General features: G+C 61.2%; 12 protein-coding genes, 1 tRNA gene and 1 pseudogene. All 14 read right to left on the bottom strand.

Annotation, left to right across the window (positions count from 1 at the left end):
• A partial coding sequence (gene tuf, locus BMZ43_RS25280; protein WP_093256959.1) for an elongation factor Tu occupies positions 1-1,103 on the bottom strand: 1,103 nt, incomplete at its 3' end.
• Positions 1,104-1,130: 27 nt separating this feature from the next.
• Positions 1,131-3,233, bottom strand: a complete 2,103-nt coding sequence (gene fusA, locus BMZ43_RS25275) for an elongation factor G (RefSeq protein WP_026083934.1) — start codon at positions 3,231-3,233, stop codon at positions 1,131-1,133.
• A 30-nt stretch (positions 3,234-3,263) separates the two neighbouring features.
• On the bottom strand, positions 3,264-3,737 hold the full coding sequence (gene rpsG / locus BMZ43_RS25270; protein WP_007163088.1) for a 30S ribosomal protein S7: 474 nt from the start codon (positions 3,735-3,737) through the stop codon (positions 3,264-3,266).
• 86 nt (positions 3,738-3,823) lie between these two features.
• The gene (rpsL, locus tag BMZ43_RS25265; RefSeq protein WP_007163089.1) at positions 3,824-4,195 is read right to left on the bottom strand and encodes a 30S ribosomal protein S12; all 372 of its coding nucleotides are present in this window, start codon (positions 4,193-4,195) and stop codon (positions 3,824-3,826) included.
• A 165-nt stretch (positions 4,196-4,360) separates the two neighbouring features.
• Positions 4,361-8,560 carry a DNA-directed RNA polymerase subunit beta' gene (rpoC, locus tag BMZ43_RS25260; RefSeq protein ID WP_017641871.1) on the bottom strand — a complete coding sequence of 1,400 codons (4,200 nt, stop codon included), beginning with the start codon at positions 8,558-8,560 and terminating at the stop codon, positions 4,361-4,363.
• Positions 8,561-8,622: 62 nt separating this feature from the next.
• Entirely contained in the window at positions 8,623-12,696 is a 4,074-nt protein-coding gene (gene rpoB / locus BMZ43_RS25255; protein WP_093257684.1) for a DNA-directed RNA polymerase subunit beta, read from the bottom strand.
• A 224-nt stretch (positions 12,697-12,920) separates the two neighbouring features.
• A complete protein-coding gene (rplL, locus tag BMZ43_RS25250; RefSeq protein WP_017641869.1) occupies positions 12,921-13,289 on the bottom strand; it encodes a 50S ribosomal protein L7/L12 in 369 nt (122 codons plus the stop codon).
• A gap of 80 nt (positions 13,290-13,369) precedes the next feature.
• Positions 13,370-13,870 (bottom strand): 50S ribosomal protein L10, encoded by a 501-nt coding sequence (gene rplJ / locus BMZ43_RS25245; protein ID WP_017641868.1) that lies wholly within the window; start codon positions 13,868-13,870, stop codon positions 13,370-13,372.
• Between the two features lie 208 nt (positions 13,871-14,078).
• Positions 14,079-14,774, bottom strand: coding sequence for a 50S ribosomal protein L1 (rplA, locus tag BMZ43_RS25240; RefSeq protein WP_017641867.1), 696 nt, complete (start codon positions 14,772-14,774; stop codon positions 14,079-14,081).
• Positions 14,774-15,205 (bottom strand): 50S ribosomal protein L11, encoded by a 432-nt coding sequence (rplK, locus tag BMZ43_RS25235; protein ID WP_017641866.1) that lies wholly within the window; start codon positions 15,203-15,205, stop codon positions 14,774-14,776. Before rplK ends, rplA begins: the two co-directional genes overlap by 1 nt.
• 112 nt (positions 15,206-15,317) lie before the next feature.
• The gene (nusG, locus tag BMZ43_RS25230) at positions 15,318-15,851 is read right to left on the bottom strand and encodes a transcription termination/antitermination protein NusG (RefSeq protein ID WP_026083932.1); all 534 of its coding nucleotides are present in this window, start codon (positions 15,849-15,851) and stop codon (positions 15,318-15,320) included.
• A gap of 11 nt (positions 15,852-15,862) precedes the next feature.
• Positions 15,863-16,231 carry a preprotein translocase subunit SecE gene (gene secE, locus BMZ43_RS25225; protein WP_017641864.1) on the bottom strand — a complete coding sequence of 123 codons (369 nt, stop codon included), beginning with the start codon at positions 16,229-16,231 and terminating at the stop codon, positions 15,863-15,865.
• A 35-nt stretch (positions 16,232-16,266) separates the two neighbouring features.
• Positions 16,267-16,342: transfer RNA gene (locus BMZ43_RS25220), tRNA-Trp, on the bottom strand.
• A 54-nt stretch (positions 16,343-16,396) separates the two neighbouring features.
• Positions 16,397-16,705 (bottom strand): annotated as a pseudogene (gene tuf, locus BMZ43_RS25215) (elongation factor Tu); the annotation flags it as partial.

Here is a 16,705-nt window from a genome sequence, read left to right as displayed (position 1 = left end):
GCGATCAGGGTGACAACCATCTTGATGTTGTCGCCCGGCATCACCATCTCGACGCCTTCCGGCAGCTCGCAGTTACCGGTCACGTCGGTGGTGCGGAAGTAGAACTGCGGACGGTAGCCCTTAAAGAACGGGGTGTGACGACCACCTTCTTCCTTGGACAGCACGTACACTTCGCACTCGAACTTGGTGTGCGGCTTGATGGTGTTCGGCTTGGCCAGCACCTGGCCACGCTCCACGTCTTCACGCTTGGTGCCACGCAGCAGCACGCCGACGTTCTCGCCAGCACGGCCTTCGTCCAGCAGCTTGCGGAACATTTCAACGCCGGTGCAGGTGGTCTTGACGGTGGCCTTGATGCCCACGATCTCGACTTCTTCCTGGACCTTGACGATGCCACGCTCGACACGACCGGTTACCACGGTGCCGCGACCGGAGATCGAGAACACGTCTTCGATCGGCATCAGGAACGGCTTGTCGATGGCACGCTCGGGCTCGGGGATGTACGAGTCCAGGGTCTCGACCAGCTTGCGCACGGCGGAGGTACCCATTTCGTTGTCGTCGTTACCGTTCAGAGCCATCAGCGCGGAGCCGATGACGATCGGGGTGTCGTCGCCGGGGAAGTCATAGGTGTTCAGCAGATCGCGAACTTCCATTTCGACCAGTTCCAGCAGCTCGGCGTCGTCAACCATGTCGGCCTTGTTCAGGAACACGACGATGTAGGGAACGCCTACCTGACGGGACAGCAGGATGTGCTCGCGGGTCTGCGGCATGGGGCCGTCAGCAGCCGAGCAAACCAGGATCGCGCCGTCCATCTGGGCAGCACCGGTGATCATGTTCTTCACGTAGTCGGCGTGGCCGGGGCAGTCGACGTGCGCGTAGTGACGGATCGCCGAGTCGTACTCAACGTGGGAGGTGTTGATGGTGATACCGCGAGCCTTTTCTTCCGGCGCGTTGTCGATCTGGTCGAAACCACGAGCGGAACCGCCCCAGGTGTCGGCACAGACTTTGGTCAGCGCTGCGGTCAGCGTGGTCTTGCCATGGTCAACGTGACCGATGGTGCCCACGTTCAGGTGCGGTTTGTTACGTTCGAATTTTTCTTTAGCCACGAGATAAACCTCTAGTCAAAGCGCTGATTAAGCTTGTTTCTTGATGATGGCTTCGGCGATGTTCGACGGAGCTTCGGCGTACTTGGAGAACTCCATGGAGTAGCTTGCGCGACCCTGAGACATGGAGCGGACATCCGTAGCGTAGCCAAACATCTCGCCCAGCGGAACCTCGGCACGGATGACCTTGCCGGTCACGGTGTCTTCCATACCCTGGATCAGGCCACGACGACGGTTCAGGTCGCCCATGACGTCGCCCATGTAGTCTTCCGGGGTCACGACCTCGACCTTCATGATCGGCTCGAGCAGCACGGCACCACCCTTCTGGGTGAGCTGCTTGGTCGCCATGGAGGCAGCGATCTTGAACGCCATCTCATTGGAGTCGACGTCATGGTAGGAACCGTCGAACACAGCGGCCTTTAGGCCGAGCAGCGGATAGCCGGCAACGATGCCGTTCTTCATCTGCTCTTCGATGCCCTTCTGGATCGCCGGGATGTATTCCTTCGGAATCACACCGCCCACGACTTCGCTGACGAACTCCAGACCTTCCTGACCTTCGTCGGCCGGCGCGAAGCGAATCCAGCAGTGACCGAACTGGCCACGACCACCCGACTGGCGAACGAACTTGCCTTCGATCTCGCAGGTGTTGCGGATGGTTTCGCGGTAGGCGACCTGAGGCTTACCGATGTTCGCTTCCACGCCGAATTCGCGCTTCATGCGATCCACCAGGATGTCCAGGTGCAGCTCGCCCATGCCGGAGATGATGGTCTGACCGGACTCTTCGTCGGTCTTGACGCGGAACGAGGGGTCTTCCTGGGCCAGCTTGCCCAGTGCGATACCCATCTTTTCCTGGTCGGCCTTGGTCTTCGGCTCGACAGCAACCGAGATCACCGGCTCCGGGAAGTCCATGCGCTCGAGGATGATCGGCTTCTCGATCGAGCACAGGGTGTCACCGGTGGTGACGTCCTTCATGCCGATCAGGGCGGCGATGTCGCCAGCACGAACTTCCTTGATCTCTTCACGGGTATTGGCATGCATCTGCACCATACGGCCGACGCGCTCCTTCTTGCCCTTCACCGAGTTGATGACGGAGTCACCGGAGCTCAGTACACCCGAGTAGACGCGGGCGAAGGTCAAGGTACCCACGAAGGGGTCGGTAGCGATCTTGAACGCCAGCGCCGAGAAGGGCTCGTCGTCGTCTGCATGACGCTCGTCGTGGATTTCCTCGTTGTCCGGGTTGGTACCCTTGATCGCGGGAATCTCGATCGGCGCCGGCAGGAAGTCGATCACGGCGTCCAGAACCAGGGGCACGCCCTTGTTCTTGAAGGACGAACCGCAGACGGCCGGGACGATTTCGCAGGCGATGGTACGCTGACGCAGGCCGGCCTTGATCTCGTCGATCGACAGCTCGCCGCCTTCCAGGTACTTGTTCATCAGCTCTTCGTTGGCTTCGGCCGCAGCCTCGACCATGTTGGAGCGCCACTGCTCGGCATCGGCCAGCATGTCCGCAGGAATGTCTTCCTCGCGGTAGGTCATGCCCTGGTCGTCATCGTTCCAGAAGATGGCCTTCATCTTCAGCAGGTCGATCTGGCCCTGGAAGTTCTCTTCCGCGCCGATGGCCAGCTGAACCGGGACCGGAGTATGGCCCAGGCGCTTCTTGATCTGCTCGACGACGCGCAGGAAGTTGGCACCGGCACGGTCCATCTTGTTGACGTAGACGATGCGCGGGACGCCGTACTTGTTGGCCTGACGCCATACGGTCTCGGACTGAGGCTCGACACCGGAGGTACCGCAGAACACCACGACCGCACCGTCCAGCACGCGCAGGGAACGCTCCACCTCAATGGTGAAGTCCACGTGGCCGGGGGTATCGATGATGTTGACGCGGTACTTGTCGTACTGCTTGGTCGAACCGGACCAGAACGCGGTGGTGGCAGCGGAGGTGATGGTGATACCACGCTCCTGCTCCTGCACCATCCAGTCCATGGTCGCAGCGCCGTCGTGAACCTCACCCATTTTGTGGTTCACGCCGGTGTAGAACAGAATCCGCTCGGTAGTAGTCGTCTTACCTGCGTCCACGTGGGCGCAGATACCGATGTTCCGATAGCGGTTAATAGCGGTTGTACGAGCCATAAGGTCCTCGCTTGATTGGAAGCGCTAGGCTTAGAAGCGGTAGTGCGAGAAGGCCTTGTTGGCTTCTGCCATGCGATGCACGTCTTCGCGCTTCTTGACTGCGGCACCCTTGCCTTCAAAAGCGTCCATGAGTTCACCCGCCAGGCGCAGAGCCATGGACTTCTCGCCACGCTTGCGCGCGGAGTCCACCAGCCAGCGCATGGCCAGGGCATTACGACGGGAAGGACGAACCTCAACCGGCACCTGGTAGGTAGCACCGCCGACACGGCGGGACTTCACTTCGACCAGCGGAGCGATGGCGTCGAGCGCTTTTTCGAAAACTTCCAGGGGTTCGGCATTTTTGGAACGCTCTTTGACCTTGTCCAGAGCACCATAAACGATACGCTCGGCAACGGCTTTCTTGCCGCTTTCCATCACGTGGTTCATGAACTTGGCCAGGATCTGGCTTCCGTATTTCGGATCGTCAAGTATTTCGCGCTTGGCCGCTACACGACGTCTTGGCATTGATAAGCCCTCAAAACGGTCTTCAGGTTAGCTCGGGACTCGTTGCCCGACCTTACTCTTATCGACTCGAACAAAAAGAAAGGTGATTACTTCGGACGCTTGGTGCCGTACTTGGAACGGCCCTGCTTGCGGTCCTTCACACCGGTGGTGTCCAGCGAACCGCGCACGGTGTGATAACGCACACCCGGCAGATCCTTGACCCGGCCACCGCGGATCAGCACGACGCTGTGTTCCTGCAGGTTGTGGCCTTCACCGCCGATGTAGGAGGTGACTTCGAAGCCGTTGGTCAGACGCACACGGCAGACCTTCCGCAGTGCGGAGTTGGGCTTCTTGGGAGTGGTGGTGTACACGCGGGTGCACACGCCACGACGTTGCGGGCAGTTTTGCAGCGCAGGCACGTCGGATTTCTCGACGATACGCTTGCGTGCACTACGCACCAGCTGGTTGATAGTTGCCATCTATAGCTCCACTGATTGTCTTGCGACATAAACGAAATAGCAGAACGTCAGTCCTGCCCATTTTCGGGGAACGAAAGTCTAAAGAGCTTGGGCGCCCCAGTCAAGACAAAGCCCCCGGACGCCTGGGGCGCCGGGGGCTTTGTCAAGCGAGACCCGCTACCGAACTCAGCTGGCGCTGGAGTTCAGCGCTTCGGTCAGGGCGGCTTCGGCCTCGCTGGCGCTGACGCGCTGCGGCTTGCCGAGTTCGCGCTGGCGCTTGCGCTCGCTGTGGTAGGCCAGACCGGTACCGGCCGGGATCAGACGACCCACCACCACGTTTTCCTTCAGGCCGCGCAGGAAGTCGCGCTTGCCGGTCACGGCGGCTTCGGTCAGGACACGGGTGGTCTCCTGGAAGGAAGCGGCCGAGATGAAGGACTCGGTGGACAGCGATGCCTTGGTGATACCCAGCAGCACGCGCTCGTACTTGGCGACGAAGCGATCATTGCCGACCAGTTGCTCGTTCTCTTCCAGGACATGGGTCAGTTCGACCTGATCGCCCTTGATGAAGCTCGAGTCACCGGTATCGCTCACTTCGACCTTGCGCAGCATCTGCCGCAGGATGGTCTCGATGTGCTTGTCGTTGATCTTCACGCCCTGCAGGCGGTACACGTCCTGGATCTCGTTGACGATGTACTTGGCCAGCGCGCTGACACCCAGCAGACGCAGGATGTCGTGCGGATTGCTCGGACCGTCGGAGATGACTTCGCCGCGGCTGACCTGTTCGCCTTCGAAGACGTTCAGGTGGCGCCACTTCGGAATCAGTTCCTCGTAGGGATCGGTGCCGTCGGTCGGAGTGATGACCAGACGACGCTTGCCCTTGGTTTCCTTGCCGAAGGAGATGGTACCGCTGATCTCCGCCAGGATGGCCGGCTCCTTGGGACGACGCGCTTCGAAGAGGTCGGCCACGCGGGGCAGACCACCGGTGATGTCGCGGGTCTTGGAGGTTTCCTGGGGGATACGGGCGATAACGTCACCCACATGCACCTTGGCACCGTCGCTCAGGTTGACCAGTGCGTTCGGCGGCAGGAAGTACTGGGCCGGTACGTCAGTACCCGGCAGCAGCAGATCCTTGCCGTTGGCGTCGATCAGCTTGACCGCCGGACGGATGTCCTTGCCGGAGGTCGGGCGATCCTTGGCGTCGAGCACCTCGATGTTGGTCAGACCGGTCAGTTCGTCGGTCTGGCGCTTGATGGTGATGCCCTCCTCCATGCCGACGAAGGCCACGGTACCGTCCATCTCGGTGACGATGGGGTGGGTGTGCGGGTCCCACTTGGCGACGATGGCGCCAGCGTCGACCTTGTCGCCTTCCTTGACCGAAATCACCGCACCGTAGGGCAGCTTGTAGCGCTCGCGCTCACGACCGAAGTCGTCGGCGATGGCCAGCTCACCGGAACGGGACACGGCAACCAGGGCGCCGTCGGCACGTTCGACGTGCTTCAGGTTGTGCAGACGGATGGCACCGCCGTTCTTGACCTGGACGCTGTCGGCCGCGGAGGTCCGGCTGGCCGCACCACCGATGTGGAAGGTACGCATGGTCAGCTGGGTACCCGGCTCACCGATGGACTGGGCGGCGATGACGCCGACCGCTTCACCGATGTTGACCTGGTGACCGCGAGCCAGATCGCGACCGTAGCACTTGGCGCAGATGCCATGACGGGTTTCGCAGGTGATCGGCGAACGCACCACGACTTCGTCGACGCTGTTGAGCTCGAGGAACTCGACCCAGCGCTCGTCGACCAGGGTGCCTGCAGGCACGATGATCTCTTCGGTACCCGGCTTGGGCACGTCGCGGGCGATGACTCGACCCAGCACGCGCTCACCCAGGGGCTCGACCACGTCACCGCCTTCGATGTGCGGGGTCATGATCAGGCCGCGCTCGGTACCGCAGTCGACCTCGGTCACCACCAGATCCTGGGCCACGTCGACGAGACGACGGGTCAGGTAACCGGAGTTCGCGGTCTTCAGAGCGGTATCCGCCAGACCCTTACGGGCACCGTGGGTGGAGATGAAGTACTGGAGTACATTCAGGCCTTCACGGAAGTTGGCGGTGATGGGCGTCTCGATGATGGAGCCGTCCGGCTTGGCCATCAGGCCACGCATGCCGGCGAGCTGGCGAATCTGGGCCGCGGAACCCCGGGCGCCGGAATCGGCCATCATGTACATGGAGTTGAAGGACTCCTGGTCGACTTCCTTGCCCTCGCGGTCGATGACCTTCTCTTTCGAGAGGTTGGTCATCATCGCCTTGGACACTTCGTCGTTGGCCTTCGACCAGAGGTCGATCACCTTGTTGTACTTCTCGCCCTGGGTTACCAGGCCGGAGGCGTACTGGCTCTCGATCTCCTTCACCTCGGCGGTGGCGGCATCGATGATGCGGGCCTTCTCGTCCGGAATGACGAAGTCGTTGACGCCGATGGAGACGCCGGACAGGGTCGAATAGGCGAAACCGGTGTACATCAACTGGTCGGCGAAGATGACGGTGTCCTTCAGACCCACCACGCGGTAGCAGTGGTTGATCAGCTTGGAGATGGCCTTCTTCTTCATCGACTGGTTGACCACGTCGTACGGCAGACCGGCGGGCACGACCTGGAACAGCAGCGCGCGGCCGACGGTGGTGTCGACGATGCGGGTGTTCTTGGTCAGGCTGCCGTCCTTGTGACGGATGGTCTCGTTGATGCGTACCTTGACCTTGGCATGCAGCGCGGCTTCGCCGGCACGGAAGACGCGATCGACTTCCTGCAGGTCGGCGAACACGCGGCCTTCGCCCTTGGCGTTGATGGCTTCACGGGTCATGTAGTACAGACCCAGGACCACGTCCTGCGACGGCACGATGATCGGCTCGCCGTTGGCGGGCGACAGGATGTTGTTGGTCGACATCATCAGGGCGCGCGCTTCCAGCTGGGCTTCCAGCGTCAGCGGCACGTGCACGGCCATCTGGTCACCGTCGAAGTCGGCGTTGTACGCGGCGCAGACCAGCGGGTGCAGCTGGATGGCCTTGCCTTCGATGAGGACCGGCTCGAACGCCTGGATGCCCAGACGGTGCAGGGTCGGGGCGCGGTTGAGCAGCACGGGGTGTTCGCGGATGACTTCGGCGAGCACGTCCCAGACCTCGGGCAGTTCGCGCTCGACCATCTTCTTGGCGGCCTTGATGGTGGTCGCCATGCCGCGGGCTTCCAGCTTGCCGAAGATGAACGGCTTGAACAGTTCCAGGGCCATCTTCTTGGGCAGACCGCACTGGTGCAGACGCAGGGTCGGGCCCACGGTGATCACGGAACGACCGGAGTAGTCGACGCGCTTGCCCAGCAGGTTCTGACGGAAACGACCCTGCTTGCCCTTGATCATGTCGGCCAGGGACTTCAGCGGGCGCTTGTTGGAACCGGTGATGGCACGACCGCGACGGCCGTTGTCCAGCAGGGCGTCGACGGCTTCCTGCAGCATGCGCTTCTCGTTGCGCACGATGATGTCGGGCGCGGCGAGGTCGAGCAGCCGCTTGAGGCGGTTGTTCCGGTTGATGACGCGACGATAGAGATCGTTCAGGTCGGAGGTCGCGAAGCGGCCGCCATCCAGCGGTACCAGCGGACGCAGGTCCGGCGGCAGCACGGGCAGCACGGTCATGACCATCCACTCCGGCTTGTTGCCGGAGCCCTGGAAGGCTTCCATCAGCTTCAGGCGCTTGGACAGCTTCTTGATCTTGGTCTCGGAGTTGGTCTGCGGAATCTCTTCGCGCAGGCGACCGATCTCGTGCTCCAGATCAATGGCGCCGAGCAGCTGGAACACGGCTTCCGCACCCATGCGGGCGTCGAAGTCGTCACCGAACTCTTCCAGTGCCTCGAAGTACTGCTCGTCGTTAAGCAGCTGGTACTTCTCGAGGGTGGTCATGCCCGGATCGATCACCACGTAGCTCTCGAAATAGAGCACGCGCTCGATGTCACGCAGGGTCATGTCCAGCAGCAGGCCGATACGGGACGGCAGCGACTTCAGAAACCAGATGTGGGCGACGGGCGAAGCCAGCTCGATGTGGCCCATGCGCTCGCGGCGCACCTTGGCCAGGGCGACTTCCACGCCGCACTTCTCGCAGATCACGCCGCGGTGCTTGAGGCGCTTGTACTTTCCGCACAGGCACTCGTAGTCCTTGACCGGGCCAAAGATCTTGGCGCAGAACAGACCATCGCGCTCGGGCTTGAAGGTACGGTAGTTGATGGTCTCCGGCTTCTTCACTTCACCGAACGACCAGGAACGAATCATCTCGGGCGAGGCCAGACCAATGCGGATGGCATCGAACTCTTCGAGTTGACCCTGGTTTTTCAACAGATTGAGCAAGTCTTTCAAGGCCTTTCCTCCTCACGGACCGGAGACGACCGCCGCGCGGTCGTCTCCTCTAGGGTCTCGTGTTATTCGGTTTCCAGTTCGATATCGATGCCGAGCGAACGGATTTCCTTGATCAGTACGTTGAAGGACTCGGGCATGCCGGCCTCCATGCGGTGATCTCCGTCCACGATGTTCTTGTACATCTTGGTCCGGCCGTTCACATCGTCCGACTTCACCGTCAGCATTTCCTGCAGGGTGTAAGCCGCGCCATAGGCCTCCAGTGCCCAGACCTCCATCTCCCCGAAACGCTGACCACCGAACTGCGCCTTACCACCCAGCGGCTGCTGGGTAACCAGGCTGTAGGAACCGGTGGAACGGGCGTGCATCTTGTCGTCCACCAGGTGGTTCAGCTTGAGCATGTACATGTAGCCAACGGTGGTGGTGCGCTCGAAGGCATTGCCAGTGCGGCCGTCGTACAGACGCATCTGGCCGCTCTCCGGCAGATCGGCCAGCTTCAGCATAGCCTTGATCTCGCTTTCCTTGGCACCGTCGAACACCGGGGTAGCCATGGGAACACCGCCGCGCAGGTTCTTCGCCAGGTCGAGGACTTCCTGATCGCTCAGGTCGTCGAGCTTCTCCTGACGGCCACCGATCTCGTTGTAGATCTCGTGCAGGAAGCTGCGCAGCTCTGCAACCTTGCGCTGCTCTTCGATCATCACGTTGATCTTCTCGCCCAGGCCCTTGGCCGCAAGGCCCAGGTGGGTTTCGAGGATCTGACCGACGTTCATCCGCGAGGGTACGCCCAGCGGGTTCAGCACGATGTCCACCGGCGTGCCGTTGGCGTCGTAGGGCATGTCTTCGACCGGCATGATCACCGAGACCACACCCTTGTTACCGTGACGACCAGCCATCTTGTCGCCCGGCTGGATGCGGCGCTTGATGGCGAGGTAGACCTTAACGATCTTCAGTACGCCCGGCGCCAGGTCATCGCCCTGCTGCAGCTTGCGCTTCTTGTCTTCGAACTTGTCGTCCAGCAGCTGGCGACGGTCGGACAGGTAGGCCTGGGCCTTTTCCAGCTGCTCGTTGTGAGCATCTTCCGCCATGCGCAGCTTGAACCACTGACCGCGCTCCAGGCCGTTCAGGTACTCGTCGGTGATGACGGCACCCTTCTTGACCGCCGGACCGCCTTCGGCGACCTGACCGACCAGGGCCTGACGCAGACGCTCGAAGGTCGCGCCTTCGACGATGCGGAACTCTTCGTTCAGATCCTTGCGGATCTCGTCGAGCTGGGACTTCTCGATGGCCAGGGCGCGGGAGTCGCGCTCGACGCCGTCACGGGTGAAGACTTGGACGTCGATGACGGTACCCTTGGTGCCAGTGGGCACACGCAGGGAAGTGTCCTTCACGTCGCTGGCCTTCTCGCCGAAGATGGCGCGCAGCAGCTTCTCTTCCGGGGTCAGCTGGGTTTCGCCCTTGGGCGTGACCTTGCCGACCAGGATGTCACCGGCGCCGACCTCGGCACCGACGTAGACGATACCGGCCTCGTCCAGTTTGTTCAGCGCAGCCTCACCCACGTTCGGGATGTCGGAGGTGATCTCCTCCGGGCCGAGCTTGGTGTCACGGGCCACACAGGTCAGTTCCTGGATGTGGATGGTGGTGAAGCGATCTTCCTGGACCACACGCTCCGACAGACAGATGGAGTCTTCGAAGTTGAAGCCGTTCCAGGGCATGAAGGCCACGCGCATGTTCTGACCCAGTGCCAGCTCGCCCATGTCGGTCGAGGGGCCATCGGCCAGGATGTCGAACTTGGCCACCTGATCACCCTTGCTCACCAGCGGACGCTGGTTGATGCAGGTGTTCTGGTTGGAACGGGTGTACTTGGTCAGGTTGTAGATGTCGACACCGGCTTCACCGGTTTCGACTTCGGCATCGTTGACACGCACCACGATACGGCTGGCATCGACGGAGTCGATCACGCCACCACGACGGGCCACGACGCAGACGCCGGAGTCACGGGCGACGTTGCGCTCCATGCCGGTACCCACCAGCGGCTTGTCCGAACGCAGGGTCGGCACGGCCTGACGCTGCATGTTGGAACCCATCAGCGCGCGGTTGGCGTCGTCGTGCTCGAGGAACGGAATCAGCGAGGCGGCGACGGAGACGACCTGCTTGGGCGAAACGTCCATCAGGGTGACGTCTTCGGGCGCCTTGACGGTGAATTCGTTCAGGTGACGCACGGCCACCAGCTCATCGATCAGCCGGTTGTTCTCGTCCAGGCCGGCGGAGGCCTGGGCGATGACGTGGTTGGCTTCTTCGATGGCCGACAGGAAGACGATCTCGTCGGTAGCCACGCCGTCCTTGACCATGCGGTATGGGCTTTCGAGGAAGCCGTACTGGTTGGTGCGGGCATAGGCAGCCAGGGAGTTGATCAGGCCGATGTTCGGACCTTCCGGCGTTTCGATCGGGCAGACCCGGCCGTAGTGCGTCGGGTGTACGTCACGGACTTCGAAGCCGGCGCGCTCACGGGTCAGACCGCCCGGGCCGAGTGCGGAGACGCGGCGCTTGTGGGTGATCTCCGACAGCGGGTTGTTCTGGTCCATGAACTGGGACAGCTGGCTGGAACCGAAGAATTCCTTGATCGCGGCGGCCACCGGCTTGGCGTTGATCAGGTCCTGCGGCATCAGGCCTTCGCTTTCGGCCATGGACAGGCGTTCCTTGACGGCACGCTCCACCCGCACCAGGCCCACGCGGAACTGGTTCTCGGCCATTTCACCGACGCAACGGACACGACGGTTACCCAGGTGGTCGATGTCGTCGACGATACCCTTGCCATTACGGATGTCGACCAGGGTCTTGAGCACGTCGACGATGTCTTCGCGGCTCAGCACGCCCGAGCCTTCGATGGCATCGCGACCGATACGGCGGTTGAACTTCATGCGGCCAACGGCGGACAGGTCGTAACGCTCGGCGCTGAAGAACAGGTTGTTGAACAGGGTCTCGGCAGCTTCCTTGGTCGGCGGCTCGCCAGGACGCATCATCCGATAGATCTCGACCAGGGCTTCCAGCTGGTTGCCAGTGGAGTCGATCTTCAGGGTATCGGAGATGAACGGACCACAGTCGATGTCGTTGGTGTACAGCGTCTCGAGCCGCACGACATTGGCCTTGGCCATCTTGGCCAGCATGTCCAGGGTCAGCTCGGTGTTGCACTCGGCGATGATCTCGCCGGTGGACGGGTGCACGATGGCCTTGGCGGTGGTACGGCCAATGACGTAATCGAAGGGCACTTCCAGCTTGGTGATACCGGACTTTTCCAGCTGGTTGATGTGGCGAGCGGTCACGCGACGGCCCTGCTCCACGATCACCTTGCCGGTTTCGTCCTTGATGTCGAAGCTGGCGATGTCACCACGCAGGCGCTGGGGCACCAGTTCCAGATTCAGGGTCTCGCCCTTGATGTGGAAGACGTTGGTGTCATAGAAGGCGTCCAGCACTTCTTCGGTGCTGTAGCCGAGCGCACGCAGCAGAACCGAGGCCGGCAGCTTGCGGCGGCGGTCGATACGCACGAAGACGGCGTCCTTGGGGTCGAACTCGAAGTCCAGCCAGGAGCCGCGGTAGGGAATGATGCGCGCCGAGTACAGCAGCTTGCCCGAGCTGTGGGTCTTGCCGCGGTCGTGGTCGAAGAACACGCCCGGGCTGCGGTGCAGCTGGGACACGATGACACGCTCGGTACCGTTGATGATGAAGGTACCGTTCTCGGTCATCAGGGGGATTTCCCCCATGTAGACTTCCTGCTCCTTGATGTCCTTGATCGCCTTGTTCGACGACTCGCGGTCGAAGATGATCAGGCGAACCTTGACCCGCAGCGGGACGGCGAAGGTCACGCCGCGCAGGACGCATTCCTTCACATCGAAAGCCGGCTCGCCCAGGCGATAGCCGACGTATTCCAGGGCCGCATTGCCGGAATAGCTGATAATCGGGAAAACGGACTTGAAGGCCGCATGCAGGCCGATATCGCGGAACTGGTCTTTGCCTGCGCCCGCCTGCAGGAATTCGCGGTACGAATCCAGTTGGATAGCCAGCAAATAGGGCACGTCCATGACGTGCGGCAACTTGCTAAAGTCCTTGCGGATACGTTTTTTCTCAGTGTATGAGTAAGCCATCAGCGTTCCCCAGCTTGGTCACCAGCTTGTTTGGCCTCTCCGACGGGAGCAGCCGGAAAATCGTGCAAACCCTTGGTTTGCCGCACCCCGAGAGCGAGGTGGATACAGCGCGTTTTGCCAGGCGGATATGCTCGCCCTGCACAAAACGGCAAAAGGCCGGTGGCGTTCGCCACCAGCCATCAGCCGAACGTGAGACGTTGCGGCTGTAGACGCAAGAACCGAACTTACTTGAGCTCGACCTTGGCGCCTGCTTCTTCCAGAGACTTCTTGGCAGCCTCGGCTTCCTCTTTGGAAACGCCTTCCTTGACCACGCCCGGGGCGCCGTCAACGACAGCCTTGGCTTCTTTCAGGCCCAGACCGGTCAGTTCACGAACGACCTTGATGACGTTCACTTTCTTGTCGCCGGCTTCGGTCAACATGATGGTGAATTCGGTCTGCTCTTCGACGACGGCAGCGGCAGCAGCCGGGCCAGCGGCAACGGCGGCAGCGGCGGTCACGCCGAACTTCTCTTCCATCGCCTTGATCAGTTCCACCACTTGCATGACGGACATTTCGGATACGGCGTTGATGATGTCTTCGTTGGTCAGAGCCATGACTCTAGATTCCTATAACAGGGTGCGGCTTCAGGCCGCAAATAATAAGAAAGACTTGCAGGAAACGCAGCACGCACGGATTAGGCGGCGGCAGCTTCCTTTTGGTCGCGAATGGCGGCGAGGGTACGAGCCAGCTTGCTGGTAGCGCCCTGGATGACACTCATCAGCTGGGACACAGCTTCGTCGTAGGTCGGCAGGGTTGCCAGTACGTCGATCTGGTTGGCTGGAATGAGCTTGCCTTCGAACGCGGCGGCCTTGATCTCGAACTTGTCCTGACCCTTGGCGAAATCCTTGAAGATACGGGCGGCAGCGCCCGGATGCTCTTGGGAGAACGCGATCAGGGTCGGGCCCTTGAAGGTGTCGTTGAGGACGTCGAAAGACGTGCCTTCAACGGCACGACGCAGCAGGGTGTTACGTACGACACGTACATAGACACCAGCCGCGCGGGCCTCTTTACGGAGTCCGGTCATGGCACCCACAGTCACGCCACGGGCATCGGCCACGACAGCGGACAGGGCACCTTGGGCAGCCTCGTTGACTTCAGCGACGATAGCCTTCTTGTCTTCGAGTTTGATTGCCACGGGTTTAACTCCTGGATGTTACCGTTTCGCCCGATGGACTGGGCGGCGTTTTGGTGTCTGACTCGGTAACCGAATCGGGAGCACCATCTGCGTAGGCTAGGGTTTCCCCGGTTTAAGACCTGCGTCCCCTACGGTCTTGGACAGCCCCCGCCAGGCAGGGACCCCAATCTTGGCGCCGCACCCGAAGGCACGGCGACTTGTGTCTTGCTTAGGCTTCCAGGGAAGCCTGGTCGATCTGCAGACCCGGGCCCATGGTGGAGCTCAGGGTGATGCGCTTGACGTAGATGCCCTTGGAGGTCGAGGGCTTCAGGCGCTTCAGGTCGGCCAGCAGAGCTTCAACGTTCTGCTTCAGCTTCACGGGCTCGAAATCGATCTTGCCAACGGAAGCGTGAATGATGCCGTTCTTGTCGGTACGGAAACGCACCTGACCAGCCTTGGCATTCTTGACGGCGGTAGCGACGTCCGGGGTCACGGTGCCAACCTTGGGGTTAGGCATCAGACCACGCGGGCCGAGCAGCTGACCCAGCTGACCGACAACGCGCATGGCGTCCGGCGAGGCGATGACCACGTCATAGTTCAGGTCGCCGCCCTTCATCTCGGCAGCCAGGTCGTCCATGCCGACTCTTTCGGCACCGGCAGCCAGTGCGGCTTCGGCATTGGCACCCTGGGTGAACACGGCAACGCGAACCGACTTGCCAGTGCCATTGGGCAGCACGGTGGCGCCACGAACGACCTGGTCGGATTTACGCGGATCCACGCCCAGGTTCACGGAGACGTCGATGGACTCCTTGAACTTGATGGTGGACAGCTCGGCCAGCAGGGCTGCAGCTTCTTCGAAGCCGTACTGCTTGCCAGCCTGGATTTTTTCGGCGATAGCCTTTTGACGCTTAGTGAGCTTGGCCATTACACGCCCTCCACATTCAGACCCATGCTACGAGCGGAACCGGCGATGGTACGCACGGCGGCGTCCATATCGGCGGCGGTGAGATCGGCATTCTTGGTCTTGGCGATCTCTTCCAGCTGGGCGCGGGTGACGGTACCGACCTTCTGGCTGTTCGGACGAGCGGAACCGCTCTTGATGCCAGCCGCCTTCTTGAGCAGCACGGAGGCCGGGGTGCTCTTGATTTCGAAGGTGAAGCTACGGTCGCTGTACACGGTGATGATCACCGGGGTGGGCAGACCGGGCTCCATGCCCTGAGTGCGGGCGTTGAACGCCTTGCAGAATTCCATGATGTTGACGCCGTGCTGACCCAGCGCCGGACCGACCGGCGGGCTCGGGTTGGCTTGAGCGGCCTTAACCTGCAGCTTGATGTAAGCCTGAATTTTCTTAGCCATGTGCTACTCCAATGATGGGTTCAACGCCCCGCGGGGCTCCCCAATTACTTGCTATATCCCAGTGACGACAAAACCCCGCAGCCGGGGCTACGGGGTGGGGGATGCGAACAACCTAGACCTTTTCGACCTGGCTGAACTCGAGCTCCACAGGGGTTGACCGACCAAAGATCAGTACCGCCACGTGGATGCGGCTCTTCTCGTAATTCACTTCTTCGACAACGCCGTTGAAGTCGGCGAACGGACCGTCCACCACCCGAACCGTCTCACCCGCTTCGAACAGGGTCTTCGGCTTGGGCTTGTCGCTGCTGTCGGAGACACGACGCAGAATCGCATCCGCCTCACGATCAGTGATGGGCGCCGGCTTGTCGGCGGTACCGCCGATGAAGCCCATGACGCGAGGGGTATCCTTGACCAGGTGCCAAGTCCCTTCGTTCATCTCCATCTGCACCAGGACGTATCCTGGGAAAAACTTACGCTCGCTCTTGCGCTTCTGGCCATTGCGCATTTCCACCACTTCTTCGGTGGGCACGAGAATGTCGCCGAACTCGTCTTCCATTTCGTGCAGCTTGACGCGCTCGATCAACGAACGCATGACATGCTTCTCGTAACCCGAGTAGGCATGCACGACGTACCAACGCTTAGCCACGGCGAACCCTTTCAACCAACAATCGTGGAAACCAGCCAACCGAGCAGGGAGTCGAGCCCCCACAACAACAAAGCCATCACGAGCACCACGGCAACCACGATCAGCGTGGTCTGAGTGGTCTCTTGCCGGGTAGGCCAGACAACCTTGCGAATCTCGGTACGGGCGTCTTTCAGCAAGCCAAAGAAGGCCTGCCCCTTGGCGGTCTGCAGCGCAACGAAGGCAGCGATAGCCGCCAGCACCAACAGACCTACCACTCGATACAGGATGGACTGAGCGGCGAAGTAGTGATTGGCAACAACACCGATCGCTACCAGAACGACAACCACCAGCCACTTCAGCGCATCGAAGCGCGACTCTTTGGCTTCCGCCTTGATGCTCATTGCATGAATCCTGTAAGGAGTGCCAGATGGGAATCTGGCAGGCCAGGAGGGAATCGAACCCCCAACCTGCGGTTTTGGAGACCGCCGCTCTGCCAATTGAGCTACTGGCCTGTAACTTGAATCAGGCCGACCATTATGCCGACCTGACAGGCCAAGATCAATCGATTACTCGATGATCTTGGCAACCACGCCGGCGCCGACGGTACGACCGCCTTCACGGATGGCGAAACGCAGACCGTCTTCCATCGCGATCGGAGCGATCAGGGTGACAACCATCTTGATGTTGTCGCCCGGCATCACCATCTCGACGCCTTCCGGCAGCTCGCAGTTACCGGTCACGTCGGTGGTGCGGAAGTAGAACTGCGGACGGTAGCCCTTAAAGAACGGGGTGTGACGACCACCTTCTTCCTTGGACAGCACGTACACTTCGCACTCGAACTTGGTGTGCGGCTTGATGGTGTTCGGCTTGGCCAG

It is taken from the genome of Pseudomonas sp. Snoq117.2, from assembly GCF_900110545.1.
Taxonomy (GTDB): domain Bacteria; phylum Pseudomonadota; class Gammaproteobacteria; order Pseudomonadales; family Pseudomonadaceae; genus Chryseomonas; species Chryseomonas benzopyrenica.
Note: the sequence above shows the minus strand (reverse complement) of the source record. Positions and strands in the feature narration are given on the sequence as shown.